At 54.2% G+C, this 22,324-nt stretch carries 19 protein-coding genes, 1 pseudogene and 1 riboswitch; of the genes and pseudogenes, 9 read left to right on the forward strand and 11 right to left on the reverse strand.

The genetic code is table 11. The features are described from left to right. Positions 1 to 199: 199 nt before the first annotated feature. Together gabP and gabT are read right to left on the reverse strand one after the other, a co-directional pair. Positions 200 to 1,615 (reverse strand): GABA permease, encoded by a 1,416-nt coding sequence (gene gabP / locus QSK07_RS12720; RefSeq protein ID WP_098049993.1) that lies wholly within the window; start codon positions 1,613 to 1,615, stop codon positions 200 to 202. Between the two features lie 76 nt (positions 1,616 to 1,691). Further along, complete coding sequence (gabT, locus tag QSK07_RS12725) at positions 1,692 to 2,978, reverse strand: 4-aminobutyrate--2-oxoglutarate transaminase (protein ID WP_098049994.1); 1,287 nt, start codon at positions 2,976 to 2,978, stop codon at positions 1,692 to 1,694. A 110-nt stretch (positions 2,979 to 3,088) separates the two neighbouring features. Here gabT and pdxR point away from each other — a divergent pair, with 110 nt between their 5' ends. From pdxR to QSK07_RS12745, 4 genes are all read left to right on the forward strand, one after another. Next, positions 3,089 to 4,579: a MocR-like pyridoxine biosynthesis transcription factor PdxR gene (pdxR, locus tag QSK07_RS12730; protein WP_275222012.1), complete on the forward strand. Its 1,491-nt coding sequence runs from the start codon at positions 3,089 to 3,091 to the stop codon at positions 4,577 to 4,579. Between the two features lie 90 nt (positions 4,580 to 4,669). Next, positions 4,670 to 6,046, forward strand: coding sequence for a glycoside hydrolase family 10-like protein (locus QSK07_RS12735; protein ID WP_285721645.1), 1,377 nt, complete (start codon positions 4,670 to 4,672; stop codon positions 6,044 to 6,046). An 83-nt stretch (positions 6,047 to 6,129) separates the two neighbouring features. Continuing rightward, complete coding sequence (locus tag QSK07_RS12740) at positions 6,130 to 6,870, forward strand: nitroreductase family protein (RefSeq protein ID WP_098049996.1); 741 nt, start codon at positions 6,130 to 6,132, stop codon at positions 6,868 to 6,870. Positions 6,871 to 7,035: 165 nt separating this feature from the next. Then, positions 7,036 to 8,238 (forward strand): MFS transporter, encoded by a 1,203-nt coding sequence (locus QSK07_RS12745; RefSeq protein ID WP_285721644.1) that lies wholly within the window; start codon positions 7,036 to 7,038, stop codon positions 8,236 to 8,238. A 63-nt stretch (positions 8,239 to 8,301) separates the two neighbouring features. Here QSK07_RS12745 and QSK07_RS12750 read toward each other — a convergent pair whose 3' ends face one another. Continuing rightward, positions 8,302 to 8,517 carry a YdgH/BhsA/McbA-like domain containing protein gene (locus QSK07_RS12750; RefSeq protein ID WP_098049998.1) on the reverse strand — a complete coding sequence of 72 codons (216 nt, stop codon included), beginning with the start codon at positions 8,515 to 8,517 and terminating at the stop codon, positions 8,302 to 8,304. Between the two features lie 79 nt (positions 8,518 to 8,596). Next, positions 8,597 to 9,544 carry a LysR family transcriptional regulator gene (locus tag QSK07_RS12755; protein WP_285721643.1) on the reverse strand — a complete coding sequence of 316 codons (948 nt, stop codon included), beginning with the start codon at positions 9,542 to 9,544 and terminating at the stop codon, positions 8,597 to 8,599. Positions 9,545 to 9,705: 161 nt separating this feature from the next. Between QSK07_RS12755 and QSK07_RS12760 the strand changes: the two genes are divergently transcribed. From QSK07_RS12760 to QSK07_RS12765, 3 genes and pseudogenes are all read left to right on the forward strand, one after another. Next, positions 9,706 to 10,386, forward strand: a complete 681-nt coding sequence (locus QSK07_RS12760; RefSeq protein WP_285721642.1) for a type 1 glutamine amidotransferase domain-containing protein — start codon at positions 9,706 to 9,708, stop codon at positions 10,384 to 10,386. Positions 10,387 to 11,945: 1,559 nt separating this feature from the next. Continuing rightward, positions 11,946 to 12,080, forward strand: a pseudogene (locus QSK07_RS22845) (phenolic acid decarboxylase); the annotation flags it as partial. A gap of 13 nt (positions 12,081 to 12,093) precedes the next feature. After that, positions 12,094 to 12,285 carry a hypothetical protein gene (locus QSK07_RS12765; RefSeq protein ID WP_285721758.1) on the forward strand — a complete coding sequence of 64 codons (192 nt, stop codon included), beginning with the start codon at positions 12,094 to 12,096 and terminating at the stop codon, positions 12,283 to 12,285. A 15-nt stretch (positions 12,286 to 12,300) separates the two neighbouring features. Here QSK07_RS12765 and clcA read toward each other — a convergent pair whose 3' ends face one another. Together clcA and QSK07_RS12775 are read right to left on the reverse strand one after the other, a co-directional pair. Beyond that, complete coding sequence (gene clcA / locus QSK07_RS12770) at positions 12,301 to 13,677, reverse strand: H(+)/Cl(-) exchange transporter ClcA (RefSeq protein WP_285721641.1); 1,377 nt, start codon at positions 13,675 to 13,677, stop codon at positions 12,301 to 12,303. Positions 13,678 to 13,771: 94 nt separating this feature from the next. Further along, positions 13,772 to 14,083 carry a YicS family protein gene (locus tag QSK07_RS12775; protein WP_098050002.1) on the reverse strand — a complete coding sequence of 104 codons (312 nt, stop codon included), beginning with the start codon at positions 14,081 to 14,083 and terminating at the stop codon, positions 13,772 to 13,774. Between the two features lie 162 nt (positions 14,084 to 14,245). On the opposite strand from QSK07_RS12775, the gene QSK07_RS12780 reads away from it, so the two are divergent. Next, positions 14,246 to 15,472, forward strand: a complete 1,227-nt coding sequence (locus QSK07_RS12780; protein ID WP_285721640.1) for an FAD-dependent oxidoreductase — start codon at positions 14,246 to 14,248, stop codon at positions 15,470 to 15,472. 152 nt (positions 15,473 to 15,624) lie between these two features. Then, entirely contained in the window at positions 15,625 to 17,397 is a 1,773-nt protein-coding gene (locus QSK07_RS12785; RefSeq protein ID WP_285721639.1) for a sensor domain-containing phosphodiesterase, read from the forward strand. 36 nt (positions 17,398 to 17,433) lie between these two features. On the opposite strand, the gene QSK07_RS12790 is transcribed toward QSK07_RS12785, so the two are convergent. From QSK07_RS12790 to QSK07_RS12810, 5 genes are all read right to left on the reverse strand, one after another. Next, on the reverse strand, positions 17,434 to 18,369 hold the full coding sequence (locus tag QSK07_RS12790) for an ABC transporter substrate-binding protein (RefSeq protein ID WP_285721638.1): 936 nt from the start codon (positions 18,367 to 18,369) through the stop codon (positions 17,434 to 17,436). Between the two features lie 23 nt (positions 18,370 to 18,392). Beyond that, positions 18,393 to 19,148, reverse strand: a complete 756-nt coding sequence (locus QSK07_RS12795; protein ID WP_285721637.1) for an ABC transporter permease — start codon at positions 19,146 to 19,148, stop codon at positions 18,393 to 18,395. Further along, entirely contained in the window at positions 19,145 to 19,885 is a 741-nt protein-coding gene (locus QSK07_RS12800) for an ABC transporter ATP-binding protein (protein WP_285721636.1), read from the reverse strand. Before QSK07_RS12800 ends, QSK07_RS12795 begins: the two co-directional genes overlap by 4 nt. Continuing rightward, positions 19,882 to 20,583, reverse strand: coding sequence for a thiaminase II (gene tenA, locus QSK07_RS12805; protein ID WP_285721635.1), 702 nt, complete (start codon positions 20,581 to 20,583; stop codon positions 19,882 to 19,884). Before tenA ends, QSK07_RS12800 begins: the two co-directional genes overlap by 4 nt. Positions 20,584 to 20,651: 68 nt before the next feature. Then, positions 20,652 to 20,754, reverse strand: a riboswitch (TPP riboswitch). A gap of 105 nt (positions 20,755 to 20,859) precedes the next feature. Continuing rightward, positions 20,860 to 22,290: a 6-phospho-beta-glucosidase gene (locus QSK07_RS12810; RefSeq protein WP_285721634.1), complete on the reverse strand. Its 1,431-nt coding sequence runs from the start codon at positions 22,288 to 22,290 to the stop codon at positions 20,860 to 20,862. Between the last annotated feature and the right edge of the window lie 34 nt (positions 22,291 to 22,324).

Below are 22,324 nucleotides of genomic sequence, written 5' to 3' on the forward strand. Positions count from 1 at the left end.
TTCTCACCACTGATTTTACTGTCAACCTGATAACACCAGCGCAATGTGCGGATAGCAATGATTATGCTGAAAGTAAATGATTACACCCATAGCTCTAAGAGGGTTATTAGCTTCTGTATGGGTCAGCAGAAAGGTAAAAAGAAAAACCCACCTTTATTGCTAAGGGTGGGCTTTTTAATTTATGAAATGCATCAGAGAATTACGAAGGATCAGAAGAGCGCTGAGTAAAGTACTTGGTATTCTGCCGCTTCTCCTTTTTACGGCGCACGACCAGGCTGGTAGTAATGATCAGCAGCGTTAAACCGCCGGTTGCCAGTAATTCAGCCTGATGCTTCGCATCAAACAACATGATCACCAGTACGGTCGTAATAAACAGAATCGTTATCCACGTCAGGCCTGGGAATAACCACATCCGGTAATTCAGGACTTCACCCGCCTTTTCGCGCTTTTTACGCAGCACCAGATGCGACACGGCAATGACCAGATAAACCAGCAGCGCAATCGCTCCCGACGTCGCCAGTAAAAACTCAAACACGACACTCGGCGCAAGGTAATTCGCGATTACCGCCAGAAACGCAGCCGCTGTAGAAAGCAGCACTGCAACCCACGGCGTGCCGCTGCGATTGGTACGTGAAGCAGCCGCAGGCGCATCTTTGCGGCGTGACAGAGAGTAGAGCATGCGCGATGAGGTATAGAGTGCAGAGTTAAGACAGCTGCACACCGCCATCAGCACGACCAGGTCGACAATCAGCCGGGCATGCGGAATATTCATCGCTGTTAATACCGTCTGCCATGAACCCTGTTCAACCAGGCCTGGCGTGTTCCACGGCACCAGCGCGACCACAAAGAAAATTGACAGCAGATAGAACAGCGCAATGCGCCAGATAACCGAGTTAGTTGCCTGGGTAATCTGCCTGCCAGGGTTTTTGGACTCGGCAGCGGCAATGGTGACGATTTCGGTTCCCATAAAAGAGAACATCGTGGTCAGGATGGCTGCTACAACTGCACCTATCCCGTTCGGCATAAACCCGTGCGTGTCATAAAGATGCGACAGGCCACTGGTATTGCTGTCAGGCAGCAGACCCAATACTGCCGCACCCGCCACACCCAGGAACAGGATGATGGCCACCACCTTAATCAGCGCAAACCAGAACTCAAATTCCCCATAATTTTTAACGCTGAGCAGGTTGGTAATGGTCAGCAGTAACGTGATGGCAAAGGTATATTGCCAGATAGCGACCTCAGGGAACCAGGCGTGCAGAATTGTCCCCGCTGCATTGGCTTCCAGTGGGATCACCAGCACCCAGAACCACCAGTAGAGCCAGCCTATGGTAAAACCGGCCCAGCGGCCCAGCGCTTTATCCGCATAGGTTGAGAATGAGCCAGAATCGGGTGAAGCGACGGCCATCTCGGCCAGCATCCGCATAATCAGCACCACCAGCGCACCGGCAGCCGCATAAGAGATCAGCACCGCAGGACCGGCTTCAGAAATAGCGTGGCCGGAGCCGACAAACAGCCCTGCGCCAATCACACCCGCAATTGAGAGCATACGCACGTGGCGCGGTTTCAGGTTTTGAGCCAGCGAATCTTCATTCGCACTCTGAGTCATCGTCATGTAAACGTCTCCAGGCGACGCCCGGCCTGAGTGGCCGGACGAAAGGGGAACAGGCTTGCGTTAACGCACAGCGAAATCAGGCCGGGACGACGGGATGTCCGGCAGAGGCAACACAGTGATTAATCACCGTGGAGAGAATGGTCAGCGCCTGGCTGAACTGGTCATCAGGGATGGTGAGCGGGTAGAGGAAGCGAATGACGTTGCCTTTAGCTCCACACGTCAGCAGCAGCAGGCCCTGTTCCATTGCCATCTTCTGAACCGCCTGCGCGGTGCTGGCCTGATAGAACTCCATTGCCACCATTGAACCCAGCGCACGCACGTCAGCAATGTCCGGATGGTTGCGTTGATGCTCCTGCAGTTCAGCTTCAAGCCTGGCACCAAGATCGATGGCGCGCTGGCAAAGCTGCTCCTCCTCAATCACATCCAGCACCGCATGGGCTGAGGCGATAGCCAGTGGGTTACCGGCGTAGGTTCCGCCCAGGCCACCGGGCGCAGGCGCGTCCATAACTTCTGCACGACCAGCGATGGCGGAGAGTGGCATGCCACCAGCCAGGCTTTTGGCCATGGTGATGATATCGGCCTTCACCGGATAGTGCTCCATGGCGAACAGCTTGCCGGTCCGGGCGAATCCGCTCTGGACTTCATCCGCAATCAGCAGAATGCCGTGGCGATCAGCCAGCTCCCGCAGCTGCACCATAAACTCTGCGGGTGCGGCATGAAATCCGCCTTCACCCTGTACCGGCTCCAGCACGATAGCGGCCACATCATGCGGTGCAATGTCCTGGGTAAAGATGTCGTCGAGGCTGGTCAGTGCCGCCTCAATGCTGATCCCCTGAACCGCGCTGGGGTAGCGGGCATGGAACACCGACGGTGGCATCGGCCCAAAATCCCGCTTGTAAGGTGCCACTTTGCCGGTCATTGCCATCGTCATGAAAGTACGACCATGGAACGCGTTACCAAAGGTGATGATGCCGTGACGGCGGGTATAGGCACGCGCCACTTTGACCGCATTTTCCACCGCTTCCGCGCCGGTCGTGAAGAAGGCCGTTTTCGCCGGACCAGTGATGGGCACCCGCTGATTGATGCGCTCAGCCAGGGCTATGTAGCTTTCGTAGGGGGTGATCTGGAAGGCAGTATGGGTGAACTTAGTTAACTGATCGGCAATGGCCTGTTCGATACGTGGATGGCGGTGGCCGGTGTTCAGCACTGCGATGCCGCCAGCAAAGTCGATCCAGCTGTTACCGGCCTGATCCCATAAGGTGGCGTTTTCTGCCCGGGCAACGTACCAGTCGCACAGCGTACCGATGCCTTTGGGGAGAGCCTGTGCTTTGCGCTGCTGCATCAGGTTATTATTTTCGCTCATTTCATCCACCTCGTTAATATGCGTGTTTACAATTCCCGACAAACACGTTTATTTATGCCAGAGGCGTGGTGAGTTGCCAGAGCCAATTGTCAGAGGAAAGGTGGAGCCAATTGCGACTCTTGTACGCAGATCATCTATTAGCACGGTTACAGTTTTTGAGAACCGGCTCACTACACCAGCGGCTGCTGAAGTGTATGCAGGCCGCGATTGCTGAAGAGGTGTTTCCGCGCGGAAGCCGTTTGCCGCCAACCCGCGATCTGGCGCGCGAACTGGGCGTGTCGCGAAACACGGTAATGCATGTCTATGAAAGTCTGATGGCGCAGGGCTATGTTACCGCGCGCACGGGCAGCGGCACCTGGATTGCCGAAACGTTGCCGGAGAATTCTCTGCAAAGTGAAGCGATTGCTGATCTGCATGCGGTGAAGGCGCAACGACCGGCGACGCTGTCCAGGCGCGGTGCCAGTTTGCTGGGCCATGCCACCGCCTCGCCCTGGCAGTGGGGCGCATTTGTGCCCGGCGCGCCTGATGTCACCGAATTTCCTCACAAGCTTTTCAGCCAGATTCAGGCGCGGCTGAACCGCGAACCTGACGTACATCGCCTGGTCTACAGCAGCGGCGGCGGCTGTCCCGATCTTCGCCATGCGCTGGTGGACTATCTGCGGGTGGCGCGTTCTGTTCGAGCCGATGCTGACCAGATCCTGATTACCGAAGGGGTTCATCAGGCGGTTGATCTGGTGACGCGGGTATTATGTGACCCCGGCGATCGGGTCTGGATGGAGGAGCCGGGCTACTGGGGAACACGTAATTTGCTGCGCATGAATGGTCTGAAGATTCGCGCGATGCCGGTGGATGAGCAGGGCCTGGTACCGGACAGCGGCCCGGCCCCTAAAATGGTGTTTGTAACGCCTTCTCATCAGTATCCGCTGGGGGTGCACCTGAGCCTGGCGCGTCGTCAGGCATTGATCGCCCTGGCTCGCCGTCATCAGAGCTGGATTGTTGAAGATGACTACGACAGCGAATTTCGTTTTTCCGGTCAGCCTCATCCCTCATTACAGGGGCTGGAAGCTGATGCACCGGTCATTTACATGGGAACATTCAGTAAAACACTCTATCCCGCTCTGCGTATTGGCTACATGGTGGTGCCGAAACCGCTGGCACAGCCGTTGCGCATCGCGGCAGCGGAACTCTATCGTGGCGGACATCTGTTGATTCAGCGGGCGCTGGCAGAATTTATCCGGTTAGGCCATTACATGGAGCATATTCGCCGGATGCGCCTGCTTTATCGTCAGCGGCGACAGTTTCTCTGCAGGCTGATTGAGCGCTATCTGGGGCCGGCCTTTTTACCGGCATTCAACCATGAAGCAGGACTGCATCTGGTGATGCCGCTGCCTGCGGGCGCGGATGACGTAGCAATAGCTGCGGAGGCGCTGAAACGCGGGGTCAAAGTGCGGCCGCTTTCGCAATACTACATGCATCCCCAGGAGGCGCGTGGATTGCTGCTGGGCTATGCCTGCGTCAATGAGCGGCAGTGTCAGGACGCCTTTGGCACACTCAAAGCCTGTCTTATGTCCGCAGGGATGATCTTTAGTCCGCCGCGTTAGCGGTTCCCAGGGTTTCAAAGGCAGCAGTTTCAGGGCTGGAGCTGTGCTAACGCATTGACATTTCATCAGCGTCACCGAGAATACAGCTCTTTGCGTTCCGACCAGACAATACTGGAGTTTATCATCACCCTTAATCCCTTTTCTGCACAGGCCAGAGCGGCCATTAAGCGAGGCGCTGCACTGGCTGCGGCGTTATTGCTGGTCAGTTGCGCATCCGAACCGCCGAAATCGCTGGTGACCCCTTTTCCGCCGGTAACGAAACAGCCATTACCTGTGCCCGGCAAGCCAGCACAGCCTCAGGTTAATCAACCGATGCGGGGCGTCTGGTTAGCCACGGTATCACGTCTTGACTGGCCACCTGTGGCGTCGGTGAATGGCACCAGTCCGGCGCAGCGTATCCGTCTGCAGCAGCAATCCCTGGCCGATAAGCTGGATAAGCTGAAAAGCCTGGGAATTAACACGGTTTTTTTCCAGGTGAAACCGGATGCCACGGCACTCTGGCCCTCAAAAATCCTCCCCTGGTCCGATATACTGACCGGCAAAATCGGTGAAGATCCGGGATATGATCCGCTGCAGTTTATGCTGGACGAGGCGCACAAGCGCGGTATCAAAGTTCACGCCTGGTTTAATCCCTACCGGGTATCGGTGAATACCAAACCCTCTACCGTCAGCGAACTGAACCGCACGCTGTCACTGCATCCGGCCAGCGTTTTTGTGCTGCACCGCGACTGGATTCGCACCGCAGGGGATCGCTATGTGCTCGATCCGGGCATTCCTGAGGCGCGTGACTGGATCACCAGTATTGTGGCCGAGGTGGTGACGCGTTATCCCATCGACGGTGTGCAGTTTGACGACTATTTTTATGCCGAATCGGCAGGTTCACTGCTCAACGATAATCAGACCTTTACTCGCTACCGACAGGGTTTTGCCAGTAAAGCGGACTGGCGACGTCACAATACCCAGCAGCTGATTGAGCAGGTGTCACGTACTATCAAACAGCTGAAGCCAGAGGTTGAATTTGGTGTGAGTCCGGCGGGCGTCTGGCGGAACCTGTCGCACGATCCTGCTGGTTCCGATACGCGGGGCGCCGCGGCGTACGACGAAGCCTTTGCGGATACCCGTCGCTGGGTGCAGCAGGGCCTGCTGGATTATATCGCCCCGCAACTTTACTGGCCTTTTTCCCGTCAGGCTGCCCGTTATGACGTGCTGGCAAACTGGTGGGCAGAGGTGGTGAAACCGACTAATACCCGGCTCTACATCGGGCTTGCGCTCTACAAAGTCGGTGAGCCATCAAAAATCGAACCTGACTGGACGCTTCAGGGTGGCGTGCCTGAACTGAAAAAGCAGCTCGACCTGAATGAAGCAAACCACAATATTGATGGCACTATTCTGTTCAGAGAGAACTATCTGAACCAGCCGCAGACTCAGCAGGCGGTGAGCTATCTTAAAAGCCGCTGGGGAGGCTGAAAAATGCCCCGACAGCATGACCAGTGCGGTTAAGTTTTTCCCTGTGATCTACTGCTATTCTTGCGCTTTATATGGGAGGAACCATGAGCGAACTGATTAATATTTTTACACGTCATAAAAGTGAACGCAGTTTCACTGAGCAACCTGTCGATGAAGCGGTGCTGGATCGGATTATCAGTACCGCTTACCGCGCACCGACATCAGTAAACTCACAGCAGGTTTCTGTGGTGATTACGCGAGATGCCGGACGTCGTGCAGAGATCGCCGCAATTGCAGGCGGTCAGCCGTGGATTGCCAAAGCACCGGTCTTCATCACTTTCGTGCTGGACATGCATAAATCAGCGGTGGGAATGGCTGCTGTCGATCAGCAGCAGATCGCGCATCAGAGCATTGAGAGCATCGTGTCGGGTTCTACTGATATCGGTATTGCGCTTGGCTCGGTCATGGCCGCTGCGCGGGCAGAAGGTCTGGGCATTGTGCCGATTGGCGGAATCCGTCGCGATCCACAGGCGATGATTTCACTGCTGGAACTGCCGCCAATGACCTTCCCGATTGCCGGTGTGGTCATCGGTCACGTTGATGAACCCGCTCATCAGAAACCGCGTCTGCCACTGGCAACCTTCCGCCATGATGAGACCTATCAGACGCAGGGGCTGGAGCAGCAGATTGCGGCCTACAACGATGAAATGGTTCAGCACTGGAAAAACATCGGTCGTCACGACGGTGAGAGCTGGAGCGAAAGCGTCAGCGGTTATTATAAAAACATCTACTTCCCGGCTGTGCTGCCCGCCCTGCTGAAACAGGGTTTCGGCACGGATAAATAACCTATCCTGCGCGAAGAGAAAAGTATCAGGCCATCCGTATAATGTGACGAGTGGCCTTTTTCATTTTGTTACTATAACGAAATGTGACTTTCTTCTTTGTAACACATAATTTCCCTGTTAACCGAAGCGCTACTGCCTTAAACACTTACCTTCCAGGGAAATAACATGTCTCAGCGTTCACGCTATGCGCTCTGTTTAATGAGCTTTTTTCTGGCTGATGTCCGCGACGGTCTGGGGCCTTTTCTGGGCATATTTCTGACGGAACGGCACTGGCGTCCTGACGAAATCGGACTGGTGATGACCTGTGGCGGCATTGCCGGACTCCTTGCCACGCTGCCTGCAGGAATAGCTGCCGATGCGACCCGTCATAAAAAAATGATTGTGCTGCTGGGTTGTCTGGTGATCACCGTTGCTACGCTGTTGCTGTGGTACAGCAATCAGACCTGGACCGCGATGGTCTCGCAAATTGTAGCGGGAATTGCTGCGGCGTTTATCGGCCCTACCGTGGCGGGTATCACCCTGGGGCTGACCGGTCAGCGCGGCTTCAACCATCAGATGGGACGCAATGAGGCCTTCAATCATGGCGGTAACACTATTGCGGCGTTGCTGGCGGGATTTTCAGCCTGGTACTGGGGCATGGGTGCCGTCTTTATTCTGATGACGGTAATGGCGATATTTGCTGCCTTCGCCACTCTGGCGATTCGCGGTGATGAGATTGATAACGAGGTGGCGCGAGGCTATGAACAGAATGAAGAGCGTCAGCCAGCGCTGAGCTTATCAATGCTGATGCGTGAGCCAGCGCTAATGATTGCTGGCGTGACGCTGCTGCTGTTTCATCTTGCCAATGCCGCGCTGTTACCGATGCTGAGCATGCGCGTCGCCTCGGCAGGCGGACAGGCGGCGGTCAGTCCGGGTCTGTACGCTGCGGCAACGGTGGTGATTTCCCAGCTGGTGATGATCCCGGTCGCGCTATGGGTCTCTAAACGGGTAGAAACGCACAGCTATCGCCTCTTTATTATGGTTGCTCTGATAATTTTACCGCTGCGCGCGATTATTGCGGCAGGCTTTGCCGAGCCGCTCTTTGTCATTCCGGTTCAGGTTCTGGATGGTATTGCGGCAGGGATTCTGGGCGTGGCGGTGCCGGGTTATATTGTGTCTCTGATGCGGGGTACCGGCCATGTTAATGCCGGACAGAGCGTCATTATGCTGATGCAGGGCGCAGGTGCTGCGCTGAGTCCTGCCATGACCGGAGCAATCGCCGCACGTTATTCTTACAGCGCTGCCTTTGCGGTTCTTGGGGCGATAGCCCTGGCGGCGCTGATTTTATGGTGGCGTACCGGTACTCCGCCTGCCACCCGTCTTGCCTGATCAGGCACAAAAAAGGCTGCCCATTGGGCAGCCTCGTCTGGCAAATCCGTTTGCGACCATCCGTTATTTATACAGTTCAGCGGTCATGTGAACACGGTTATTGGTGTTCGCTTCCGTAATTTTGTACTGCGCGCCCTGTTCCTGCGCCTGAGCGGCGATTTTCGATTCTGCGCCATCCAGTGTAGAGGAGATGACTGAAATACTTTCGGCAAAGCTGCCAAATGAGATCAGTGAAAGAGCTGCGAGCGCGGCAATTGAGAGTGCTTTTACATTTTTCATGGTCATATTCCTGAGTTGTGAATGAGGAGGATACTGGCCTCCGATGGGAATGATAGTAACTCAGGTAACTATATATATATTAACCATTAGTGCGGCAATTATGATCGTGATAGCTATTTATTTGAGGGTCGGCTAGCGCGTGGGCTGTTTCTGCAACTAAACTCCTGAACCAGCGATGTGCAGGATCGTCGCGATAGCGCGCATGCCAGCCCATTTCAACCGGAAAAGTGCCGAGATCAACCGGCGCGGGAACAATTCTGAGCCGCTGATCTCTGGAAAGATGTTGGCAGATCAGGCGAGGCAGGGTCGCGCAGTAGTCAGTGACCGCAATCATCTCCGGTACGGCCAGAAAATGTGTTACCGACACGGCAACCTGACGGCGCAGGCCGCGCTTTTCAAGTGCCTGATATAAACCCGCGCGCATACGACCAGGCGGCAGGACATTAACGTGTTTGAGCTGCTCATACTGTTCTGCGCTGAGGTTTTCACCCACCAGCGGATGATTTGCGCGTATCACACACGCCAGACCTTCATTCATCAGGTGCTGCACAACCAGATTATCAGGAGGCTCAACGATGCGCCCCAGCACCATGTCGGTGTTTCCTGAAATCACACCCGTTTCCGTTACGTCGTTGCCAAACGGCGTGAGGCGAAGCCTGATACCGGGCGCGCAGTCACGAAGACGCGCCACAATGGCAGGCATCATGATGAATTCAACATAGCTGTTAGGGGCGAGGGTAAACAACCGGGTTGCGTGCAGCGGATCAAAGTCCTGCTGACCAAGGATCATCTTATCAATGGATGACAGGGCAGTACCGACCACCTGGGCCAGCTGTTCTGCTTTCGGCGTCGGCCGCATACCGTAGCGCTCGCGGATAAACAGCGGATCGTTGAGCGTTTCCCGCAGCCGGTTTAAGGCATTTGAAAGTGCTGGCTGGGTAATACCAAGCCGTTCCGCTGCGCGGGTGACGCTGCGCTCTTCCATCATAACCAGCAAAACCGGCAGTAAATTAAGGTCGTATTTCATTTAGCTATAATGTTTTGTGAATAGCTTAAATTGAAGAAATAAATTTCATAAATATTTATATGCGCGCCATGATTAGTGGGTCAACGCAGAACAGGGCGGCTAAATCGCGGGTTCTGACTATCCTTAGACCTTAAACTGACTGACTGTTACAGGGAGCGGAAATGAAAATTTTAATGGTTTTGACCTCGCATGATGAGTTGGGCACCACCGGTAAGAAGACGGGTTTCTGGCTTGAAGAGCTTGCCGCACCTTACTATGCATTCCTGGATTCGGGCGCTGACATTACCCTGGCTTCACCGAAGGGTGGACAGCCGCCACTCGATCCAAAAAGTGATGAACCTGAATCTCAGACTGATGAGACACGCCGCTTCCATGCTGACTCTGCTGCTCAGGCCGCATTGGCCTCGACCGTAAGGCTTGATACGGTTAATCAGGAAACGTTTGATGCCGTGTTCTATCCCGGCGGCCATGGGCCGTTATGGGATCTGGCTAACGACAAACACTCCATTTCGCTGATTGAGCAAACCCTGCAGGCTGGTAAGCCGGTGGCGCTGGTTTGTCACGCGCCAGGTGTTCTGCGTGATGTGAAAAACGCCGAGGGCACACCGCTGGTGAAAGGTAAGAAAGTAACCGGGTTTACTAATAGTGAAGAGGAAGGCGTTGGCCTCACTGACGTCGTGCCTTTCCTGGTAGAAGATGTGTTGAAACAGAATGGCGGTCTTTACTCACGCGGTGATGACTGGCAATCCTACACTGTGCAGGACGGCTTGCTGATTACCGGACAGAACCCAGGTTCGTCGGCTGAGACTGCGAAAGTTTTACTCTCAAGTCTGGCGAGTTAAAGCGTCTGTAGTTAAGACGTTTCGCAAGGTGCCTCAGGGCGCCTTTTTTATTGCTGAAATCAAGGCACAGTGTAGATAGTTACCTGATGAATTATTCAGATCAAATAGATTAGGGCTAAATTTAAATTGATGCCAATAATTACAGTGCTGGATTTCTCTAATTAACGGTTAGCCGAGTAAGTATACTGAAAATATAAACATGTCTTTAAAAACAGTGTTGACATCGTTTATCAGATCCGTAAAGTAAATCACATCAGCGGCGTGAAGTTGCCCTGATACACCAAAAAAACCCGGGTGTTTAGCGTCAATAGTGTCGACAATTTGTTAATATAAGTTGCCGATGGTTCTGTTAAACGAAGTTGTTATTAATCGCAGATAAGTTAATAACGACGCTGTTAGATGGAGTCTGAGTAAATCTTCAATAAGTCAGTAGTATCGCGTCGCGATGATGTAAGGCCTCGTAGTTCTGAACGTTACTTTACGACAGGATACGATTGCGGTTTAAACGTCGTAATGAAAGTAAGGCAACGCATCATAGAATATATATCGCGATGGGGGTGTACAGATTTCTACGGGCCTGACCTGTTTTTGTCTCCTGAAAGACTATCAGGTGGTTGAAACTGCTAATAATAGTGACATTTCATTATGATGATCATTATTATCCACAGGATCTGTTCATAAATAGCAGTACCGAAGCAGTACCTATCAATTAAGTTAGTTAATGTTTAATGTTAAATCTGCAGTACCTTAAAAGCCCTGACTATTTTAGTCAGGGCTTTTATCATTTAAGCATTTCTTTCAGATTTTGAAGGGGTGCCATTATTGATCGTTATTTTCAAATCCTTTCCCATTAGTCACTCTTTGCCGCATTCACGCGTGCTATGATTCTCTTCAGTTTACCTATCCTCTTCATCGCTTCGTATCAAGGTTCCATGCTCTGCTAAGAGTATTCACAAGGTGTGTCTTTAGCATTGTCATCGGGAGTGACTGCGGGCATTTACCCTGCGCAAGACATTCAGAATTGAGACCAGCAATGAACATCACATCGATTCATAGCAAGACATATTAACTATATGCCAGTGCAGGTGCAGCCGTTCTCTAACGAATGCCGTCCAGCGCTGATCCGGAAAAACTACAGATCATTAACAAATTTAATGGCTATGTCAGTATTATTTAAGCCTTCGCTATCACAGGTCAGCTTAAGCAAAAGATTCCGAGCGCATTTTTTTATTGCTCAGCTCTACGAATTACACCCTTATAGGATTATCTTCTGAAACATTTGCATGTCCAGCACTGGTGCGGCCTGCCGTCCGTCTCTTAATAAATTTCTTAGAAATCAGATCAGTGACAGGTTTTGATAGGCTGTGCTTTATAAATGAATTATTACATTTAAGTGGGTGACCCGCTATTTTCAAACTCGCGCCCTCGCGCCAAGGGTGTTTATCTGAAAATTATTCTTTGGACTTTGCTCCTACACCGCGTTGTATCGCCAGTAAATGGAATGTACTCGCTTCTGCCCCCGGTTATGCTCATTAATTAATGTTTAAGAGACAACCTGTAACTACCCTATTCATCAGGGGCTGGTGGGCGGTCGTTGGGTGACCAACCAGAAAATGCACGCAGTGCAATTTAGCACGGCATCTACAAAGCTAACTGGTATAAACTACGGGCACCTGCGTCAGCCTGCTGTTTGAACTCAATCGCACCCTGCTTCACGGAACAATTTTCTTCCCGCAGTGGATTACCGGAGAAGGTCAGCATCCGAAAAAACCATCTGCTATCAGAATGACTTCATTGAAGATATGCTCCGCTTCCGCGACGATGGCCCGGATAACGATGAAGTCATTAATCAGGTACCTGGGCAGATCCCTGCTGACTATTTTGATGGTACGTAACTGATATCACGATCCGCCGCTATGGTAGGGTCGCTTCAGCCTGACGCGCCAGCGTGCGGGCCAGTATGGATGAGTAGAGTGGTTTTCCCCCCAGAAACTGCGCCAGCAGCGTAGCCCCCAGACAGGTAATAATCATCGGCAATATCAGCTGATAGTTATCCGTCATCTCCAGCACCAGTACGATCCCGGTGAGCGGTGCCCTTACCGAAGCGGCAAACAGTGCGCCCATCCCCGCAATCGCAAAGGTTCCCGCGTCCAGATGATAAAACGGGAACAGTTCCGTCATCGCTACTCCAAAAGCTGTCCCGAGCAGCGTTCCCAGTGCCAGCATCGGCGCAAAAATACCGCCCGGCGCACCTGAGCCAAAACAGAGCAGGGTAGTAACCAGCCTGACCATGAAGATGAGCAGCAGCAGGGTGAACGGAAACACGCCATGAACCGCCTGAGGAATCAGTTCTGATCCACCGCCTGCGCCAGGTGCGAACAGCAGCGCCAGAATACCGCAGCCGCCGCCGAGCAATGCACCCGCCAGCACCATGCGTGCCGTTTTGCCGGCATAAAAGCGGGCAAAGAAATCCTGCGTTATGAATATCAGGCGGTTAAATAGCACGCCAACCATGCCGATAATCATACCCAGCACCAGATACATCCACAGCGTCTGCACTGGCGCATCAGCCAGTTTACCAACGGAGATCACCGCCTGTTCGCCGTTGAAACAACGAAATACGATGCTCGCCATGATGACACCGGTAAACACCGCTTTAATCGAAATCAGGCTATAGCGAAACTGCGGACGCATCTCCTCAATGATGAACAGTATGCCCGCCAGCGGCGCGTTAAACGCGGCGGCCAGGCCCGCAGCCGCGCCCGTTGCCAGCAGCGTATGACGCGCTTCGTTGCTGCGCATCCCCAGAACATCAATCACCATGCGGCCAATGTTGCCGCCCAGCTGCACCGTCGGGCCTTCACGGCCCAGTACCATTCCGGCACCCAGCGTACCCATGCCGCCAAAAAATTTCACCGGAATCACCCGCCACCAGCGCACAGGTCTCAGCTCTTCCAGCGCCCCTTCAATTTCGGGAATGCCGGAACCACCCGCTTCGGGCGCAAAGCGTCTGACGAGAAAATAGCCGAGCATCGCCAGCAAGGCCGAAATGGCAAAAGCGGCGGCGTAAAGCATCCAGCCCTGAAACTGCGCGGGGATAAGCGTATCGGCGCGCCACTGCTGTATTGCTTCAACGGCCCGGGCAAACGCTACCCCCGCCAGACCGACCAGCGCGGCGCAAAACAGCATCGCCAGCGGCGTTTTGTCACGATAGAGCAGGGCGCGAAACATCTGGCTGCGCGCCGCGAGGGAACGGGGAACATAAACCGGCTGCGGTGATTCTTCATTCATTGAGGGGCATTCTTGTTCAAACAGACGAGCGTGCCAGTTTACTGAGTGATAAGGTGAAAACAAATGTCAGGATCAATTTCAGCCGGGAAAAGCGTTAATCGGTCTGCGACGGTGGACAAACCACTTGCGCCATGCGTTCGCGGTAGGCTGGGTTGTCCTGGTTTTTCAGCGCCTGAGCCGCGGCGGTCAGCGTGAGCTGATTCTGTTGCAGGTTCTGCTTGTCATTGAGAAATGTCTGGCGCAGTTTTTCATCGGAGAAGGCTGGCGGTAACTGGCACTTCTGGCGCAGATCGTCGGTTATCTGCTGCTGACGCAGTGTAAACTGCAGCGTTTCATACGGCCCGGCGGCCACAAGCATGGGGCATACTGACAGCAGCATAAACAGCGTATTGCGGATCACGTTCATGATGATCTCCTGACTGCTGAGGACAGGAAAGGCTCTTCGGCAGTTTCAGTTGAGTTTAATCGCATTGAGTGAATAGCCTGAGCAGCACCATCAACCGGATGCGGCAATGTCGACACGGTTGACGCAATAATCATAGCAATACTGGCGCGACAGGGAGCTGACATGCAGCCACATTCCACTGAAATTCTTACCGCTGACTGCTGTATCGTCGGCGGTGGCCCGGCCGGCTTAATGCTGGGTTATCTGTTCGCCCGCGCGGGCCTGCGCGTAGTCGTCATCGAAAAACATGCTGACTTTCTTCATGACTTTCGCGGAGACACCATCCACCCTTCGACGCTGGAAATAATGCATCAGCTCGGACTGCTGGAATCCTTCCTGACGCTGCCGCATCAGCGAGCCGAAAAGCTGGAGGCGGAAATTGCTGGACAAAGCATTACGATGGCCGACTTCTCACGTCTGCCGGTTCAGTGTCGTTTTATAGCTTTCATGCCGCAGTGGGATTTCCTGAACTATATGGCCGAGCAGAGTCTCTGCTATCCGGGCTTCAGCCTGCTGCAGTCGACTGCCTTCGAGTCGCTGATCGAAGAAAATGGCACGGTCACCGGCGTGACGGCCTCACGCGGCAATCAGCAGCTGCATATTCGCTGCAAACTGGTGGTCGGTGCGGACGGTCGCCATTCTCGCGTTCGCGACGCGGCCGGGCTGATCGGACAGGAATTTGGCGCCGCGCGCGATGTCATCTGGTTCCGCTTAAGTAAGCTGCCGCAGGATCCCGACCTGGGCATGGGGCATAAAGGTCCGAAACAGAACTTCATCGTTATTGATCGTGGCGACTACTGGCAGTGCGGTCTGACCATTCCGAAAGGGGAGTTTGAGGCGAAACAGGCCGCTGGTCTCGACGCGTTTAAAGCAGACGTGGCGGCAGTGTCGCCTTTTGAGGCGACGCGCATGTCGGAAATCGGGCGCTGGGAGGCGTTTAAGCTGCTGTCGATACGTATCGACCGGCTGGATAAGTGGGCGAGACCTGGCGTGCTCTGCATTGGTGATGCTGCGCATGCCATGTCGCCGATAGGCGGGGTTGGCGTCAATCTGGCAATTCAGGATGCGGTGGCGACGGCGAATCTCCTTACCGCCCCATTGAAACGGGGTGAACTGCAGCTACGCGATCTGGAAAAAGTGCAGAAGCGTCGTCAGTTTCCCACTGTCGCCACACAGTTTTTGCAGATTAAAATGAGCCGCAACAAAGCCAGAAGAAAACCTGCGGGCAGCAGTAAGGTTCCGGCTATTATCCAGCGCCTGCCGTTTCTGCGTTTTGTATTGGGTCGCCTTATCGGTCTTGGCTTCAGGATGGAAACACCGCAGGTTGCGCGCATGAAAGAAGCACGTTAAATGATTTCGACAGCGATCAGATATCGTGCGACACTGTTTCACTGTGAAAGTACTGTCAGATTGAGCCGCTATTTATCTGATAATTGGGCGCTAATTGAGCATTGTTAAGCTAAATTTATTTCGATTTTTGCGCCTGCAAAGGAGAGGTTTCAGTGCATAACGAGAAAAATGGCAGCGACGTAAAGCGTCTGAGTGCGATCAAGGCACTTTTATCGCCGGATGAAATCCGTGACAGAGTGCTGGAGAGATTCGTGAATCTCGCCAGTCAGGTGCTGGGTATTTCGGGCAGTTTCATTTCGATTATTGACAATCATAATCAATACATTAGAGCCTCACGGAACTTCGATCTTAAACAATCGACCCGCGATGAATCTCTCTGCCGCCACGTTATTGATGGTGAGGGGCATCTGGTAGTGGTAGACACCCTGTTGGATGAACGCTTTGTGACGCATCCCTTTGTGGAAGGCGACCCGCATATACGTTTTTATGCCGGTGTAGCGTTGCAAAACCTCGACGGCGCGATGCTGGGAACGCTCTGCATAACCGATACACAACCTCATAACTTTGCGGATGAGAAACTCGCTACACTGCGGTCACTGGCCACGCTGGTGACCTCTTTTCTGGATGCCTGGAACAATGCGGGTTTTGCCGACGTTATAACGCATTTGCCGAACCGGCCACGCCTGATTCGTGATCTGCAGCAATTGAATGTTACCGCGCCCCACAGCCGTTTTCGCCTGATTCTTATCGACTGCCTCGATATCATTCGCGCGTATGAACTTTCCCGCGCGGTCGGTATTGCACCGATGGAGAAATTGCTCAGACAGATGGCGCAGGATATCGCACAGCGGCTCAATCTGCCAAAGAACGAGACGCTTTACACATTTGCCCCTGGCCGTTTTGCCATTGTGCAGCCCTACTCAGGCCGTTATTCAGCGCATAATATAATTGATCTGTTTAAAGGTATGCGGGCCGATCTGGCGGAAAATATCACGCTGGATCTGGATGTCTTTACCGGCGAAACAGAGTTTGTACCGGGACAAATGGATGCCAACGAAACGGTACGTCAGGCCGTCAGCGCGCTACATGAAGCGATTGATGAGAACATTAGTGCGATGTCGTTTGATGAGAGTTACGACTCGCGGCGCACCGATGACTTTATGATCATGAACGATCTGGCTCAGGCGCTGAAGAAAGATGAAGAGCTGTATCTCGCCTGGCAGCCTAAAGTCTGTCTCAAAACCGGTAAAACGGTCGGGCTGGAGGCGCTGATACGCTGGAATCATCCTGAGCGAGGTGAGCTCTTCCCATCAGAGTTTATTCCGCTAGCGGGTAAAACCAACCTGATCTCCGATCTGACCAACTGGGTTATTGATCATGCGGTCGAGCAACTGGTGCGCTGGAATCGCGACTACGACCTGATTCCGGTCTCGATCAACGTCAGTGAACGCGACTTCGCCAGGCCTGATTTTGCCGACCAGCTGGTAGCGAAATTAGCGGCAGCACAGTTACCTAACTCGATTATGGGCATTGAGTGTCTGGAGAATGAACTGATCACCAAAAGCGATGTGGCGATTAAAGGGCTGGAAGCGCTGAAATCGCATGGCTTTGTGATCTCGCTGGATGATTTCGGCGTTGGCTACAGCAATATCAGCTACCTGCAGGATATCCCGCTGGATGTGATTAAAATCGACCGATCGTTGATCTCGCGCATGGGCGAGGACGACGCATCCAAAATCATCGTCAGATGCATCATCCGGATGCTAAAAGAGCTGAATTACACCGTGCTGGCCGAAGGTGTGGAAGCAGAAGCCACACTGGGACTGCTGAAAACCTACGGCTGCGATCAGATTCAGGGCTACTTCTTTTCGAAACCGCTGCCAGCCAGCGACATTGAACACTGGCTTTATCAGAAGTCACGCTAGTCAACCCGCCCGCATCACCAGCTGCGGGCGCGCTAATCACTCACTGCCGATGGCGTAACGCTCAACCGGAGTGATGTGCTTAATCAACTTGTTATCAAACAAAAACCGCTCATAAGCCAGATAGCGTGCGCGATCCAGTCTGGCCGGATCGGCGGCAAACAGCGGCAGCGTAGCCTGCCATGCCTGATGGTTTAGCGGTGTGTTCAGTTCCGGATGCGTCTGTGCAAACGCCTGCCAGCTCTCTTCAGGATGTGCCTGCAACTGTGCATTTCCCTTGTTTAGAGCCCGCAGAAACTTTTTAATTTTTTCTGAATGCGCCTCATCGCGGTTAGCAACGATAATCAGCTCGTCATAGGCCGGCACGCCATAATCCTCGACGTTAAGCACCACCGGATCTTTGCCAGCAAGCTTCATCTCCAGGGCTTCGATATTGCGATAGCCGCCAATCACCGCATCAACCTGTCCGGTCATCAGGGCGCTGGTGAGCTGAAAATTGACGTTAACCAGCTTTACCTGATCGGCCCTGATACCGTCATGGCTCAGCATCGTCGCCAGCGTTGCTTCTTCAATGCCGCTGACGGAATAGCCGATGCGTTTTCCTTTTAAGTCCGATGGCTTTCTCACCGTTTTGTCCAGCGTCATCAGCGTATTCAGCGGCGTATTAATCAGCGTGCCCACCCGCATCAACGGCAGTCCCTGGTCGGCGAAAAAATGCAGCTGCGGCTGATACGTTATCGCTAAGTCCGCCTGCTTAGCAGCCACCAGACGCGGCGGCAGCGCGGGGTCGGAAGGCGGCACAATGTTAACCTCCAGACCCTCTGCCGCAAACGCTCCGGTTTGCTGCGCCACCATAATGGGTGCATGGTCGGGATTGATATACCAGTCGAGCACCAGCGTCAGTTTCTCCATTGCCTGAGCCTGCGAGGCTAAGGTGGCGCTGAACAGCAGGACAAACAGGGGCGTTTTAGTCATAGGTTTTCTCATCCGTAGGGTCGTCAGTGTGGCTCGGGAGTCCAGGTAATCAGGCGGCGAAGCAGAAGGTCGATGAACAGCCAGAGGGTCAGTGTCATCAGCACCAGAATAAACAGGGCGGCGAAACAGAGGTCGCTCTGCATCCGGGCGTTGGCATTCAGCATCACGTAGCCCAGCCCTTCGGCCGATCCGACCCATTCACCAATGATGGCGCCAATGGGCGCGACAGCTGCTGCCATGCGTAAGCCTGAACCCAGGGCGGGCAGTGCGGCTAACAGCCGGACATGGCGCAGTTGCGCTGTGCATGAAGCGCCCATCGTGCGAGCCAGATCGAGATAGCCTGGCGTGACGCGACGCAGGCCATCAAAAAAGGCGGAGGTAACAGGGAAGAAGATCACCAGTACCGCCATCGCGACTTTGGCGCTCATGCCAAAGCCAAACCAGAGCACCAATAGCGGTGCCAGGGCAAATACCGGAATCGCCTGACTGGTGATCACCAGCGGCATCATCCAGCGCTGTAACCACGGCGAAAAGGTCATCCCGAGTGCCAGCACCACGCCGAGCAGCACGCCGAGCGCCATACCGCTGAGGATTTCAGTCAGGGTGATCAGGCTATGATGGCCGAGATAGCCAGCGTTGTCCCACAGTGCGATAGCAACCGCAGCAGGCGAGGGCAGCAGAAAGGCCGGAACGGAAGTGAGCGTGGCGAGCCACCACAGCGCAATCAATCCGGCCGGGAGCATGACTCCACGGCGAAGCGCGGCGAAACGTAGTTTCATCCGGACAGCCTGCTTAGCTGTTTCAGCAAGGTGGCCTGACTCTGAATTACACTCGTATCGTCTGCTTCCCGTGGTGGCTGGCCCTGGAGTGGCGGGCAGGTTTCAATGCCTGCGGAGCCCATTACCAGCAGGTGATGACCGAGGCGACAGGCTTCTGCGGCATCATGAGTGATCAGCAACACGGTATGCCCGGCCAGCACGTCTGCCGCCAGGGTCTGGATCTGCGTCCGGGTCAGCGCATCCAGTGCGGAGAAGGGCTCATCCATCAGCACAATCGGCTGACGGGTGTAGAGGGTACGCGCCAGCGCCACGCGCTGACGCATACCGCCCGAAAGTGTCGCAGGTCGCGCATGGGCACAGTGGCTCAGGCCCACCCGCGCCAGCAGGTGCTGCGCCAGGTCGCGATCGGCTTTCTCACCTTTCAGACGACTGGCGAGGCAGACATTCTGTTCCACCGTCAGCCACGGATAGAGCAAATCCTGCTGCCCCATCCAGGCTATGCGCCCGGCCAGCGGCAGACCATCGCTGCCGTTAATCTGTCCGGAAGTGGGTGGCGTCAGACCGGCAATCACCCGCATCAGACTGCTTTTACCCACGCCGCTGGCACCCAGCAAAGCGGTAAATGCACCGCCCGCGATTTCCAGATTAAGCTCGCTGAACAGTCGCTGCTGATCCAGCGTCAGGCAGAGCTGGCGAACGGAAATACCCGGCGGCACGGCATCGTTCAGAGGCTTCATGAGCTGACCCGCAGACAGCCAGCATAATTAAGCCCCATCTGCCAGAAGGCCGCTTCCAGCCGGGTTGCGGTAGTGAAAATTTCCGACAGTGAGTTAATACGCTGTTCACCGGCGCGCTGCTGAGCCAGCGTTTCAAACAGCAGGAGTGAAGAACCGACGCCTGCCAGATAGTTTTCATCGCCGTAATTCTCAATCCATGCGGCGTAAGGATTCCTCTCAATACGGGTCGCGGGGTCCTCCAGCAGCGTCAGGCCGATTTCCGCATAACCGGCGACGCACGGCATCAGTGCCGTCATCAGCTCCAGCGCATCTCCGGTGTGACCCACGTCCAGCACGTAGCGGGTATAGTTGATCGTTTCTGCTGCTTCAGGTTCGCTCACCACCGCCTCTTCGCTGATGCCCCATTGCTGGCAGTAAGCCAGATGAAGCGGCAATTCGCTGATAATGGCGTTCAGTGATGCCATCGCGCTGCGTAACGCACTAGGATCTGAGAGTTTGCTGATTAACAGCCCCCAGGCACGGGCGAAGTGCAGCAGAAACAGATAATCCTGGGTGAGATAGTGACGAAAAGCAGCGGGTGGCAGTGTGCCCTGACCGAGTTGCTGCACAAAATTGTGCCTGACATAATCGTGCCATTGGGTGCCCGCCTGCTGGCGCAGACGACCATAAAAGCCGGTTTCGAAAAGCGGATGTGACATAGGATCTCCAGTAGCAGGGAGATCCGGGCATACGGTCTGGAACAGGGGATAATGCAGGAGATTGGGCAGATAATCTGCCGACCCGTCCCTTCGCTGGCATGACCCAGATCAGGTTCAAAGGGTTCGGCTTGCGCCATCTCAGCCCGTTAATGGACACCCCTCGGAGACACTCGTTATACGATAATTATTGCCGGAGCACAACGCATGCGTGAGCGTTCTGCTCTTACACTGCTGACGCAGAGCAAAGCGCTCAGATATCAGCTTTAAGTGACAATGTCACTCAAGGTCTGCCCCGTTACTGGCAATCACTTTCTTATACCACCAGAACGATTTCTTCCGCGTGCGCGCCAGTGTGCCGTTCCCCAGATCGTCGCGATCGACGTAGACAAAACCGTAGCGCTTGCTCATTTCACCGGTCGAGGCGGCAACCAGATCGATACAGCCCCAGCTGGTGTAGCCGATCACCGGGACACCATCCTCTATGGCATCGCCCAGGGCGCGGATATGCTCGCGCAGATAGCTGATGCGGTAGTCGTCATTGATCTCGCCATTCGCATCGATTTCATCGCGCGCGCCCAGGCCATTTTCCACCAGGAAAAGCGGCTTCTGATAGCGGTCGTACATCATATTCATGGTAATGCGTAAGCCGAGCGGATCGATGCCCCAGCCCCACTCGCTACGTGGCACATGGGGATTGGTCAGGGATTTCACCACATTGGCAGTGCTGCTGTTTTGTTCGTTCATCTCCGCCGAGGCGCAGCGAGAGGCGTAATAGCTGAACGAGACAAAATCGACGCTGTTTTTCAGAATATCGGCATCGCCGTCAGCGATCTCAAGCGTAACGCCTTTTTCACGGAACACGCGCGCGGCGTAAGCCGGATAGGCACCGCGTGCCTGTACATCAATAAAGAACAGGTTCTCACGATCTTTTTCCAGCGCTGCCCAGACATCCTCCGGTTTGCTGGACCACGGAAAGAAGTTGCCCCCTGCCAGCATGCAGCCGACCTGATTCGCCGGATTAACTTCATGCGCGATTCGCGTGACCAGCGCGCTAGCAACCAGTTCATGATGCGCCGCCTGATATTTTACCTGCTCCCTGTTTTCACCCGGTTCGAACACCAGACCCGCACCGGAAAATGGGCTGTGCAGCAGAATATTGATCTCGTTGAAGGTCAGCCAGTATTTCACCAGACCATCAAACGCCTCGAAACAGCTGCGAGCATAGCGGGCAAAGAAGTCGACCATTTTGCGATTGCGCCATGAGCCATATTCGGTCACCAGATGCATCGGCACATCGAAATGACAGAGCGTAACCAGTGGTTCGATATTATATTTCCGGCACTCCTCAAACACCGCGCGGTAAAAAGCGATGCCCTCCGGATTGGGCGTCAGTTCATCACCCTTTGGATAGAGGCGGCTCCAGGCAATTGACGTGCGAAACACGCTGAACCCCAGTTCCGCCATCAGCGCTATATCTTCCGGATAGCGGTGATAGAAATCGATGGCATCATGGCTGGGATAAAATTCATCATCCCGCAGGGTAAAGCGCTTTTCCAGACCCAGTTTGACCGCCAGGCGGTGCGGGCCATGCGGGATCATATCGACGGTGGTTAAGCCCTTTCCGCCCTCACGAAAACCGCCTTCACTCTGGTTGGCGGCTAACGCACCGCCCCATAAAAACCCTTGCGGGAACCTTGAATCAGACATGCAATCCTCTTTTCCGGGTCAGCGTGACCCTTTC

The sequence above is a fragment of the Pantoea sp. QMID4 genome (assembly GCF_030270445.1).
Lineage (GTDB): Bacteria > Pseudomonadota > Gammaproteobacteria > Enterobacterales > Enterobacteriaceae > Pantoea > Pantoea vagans.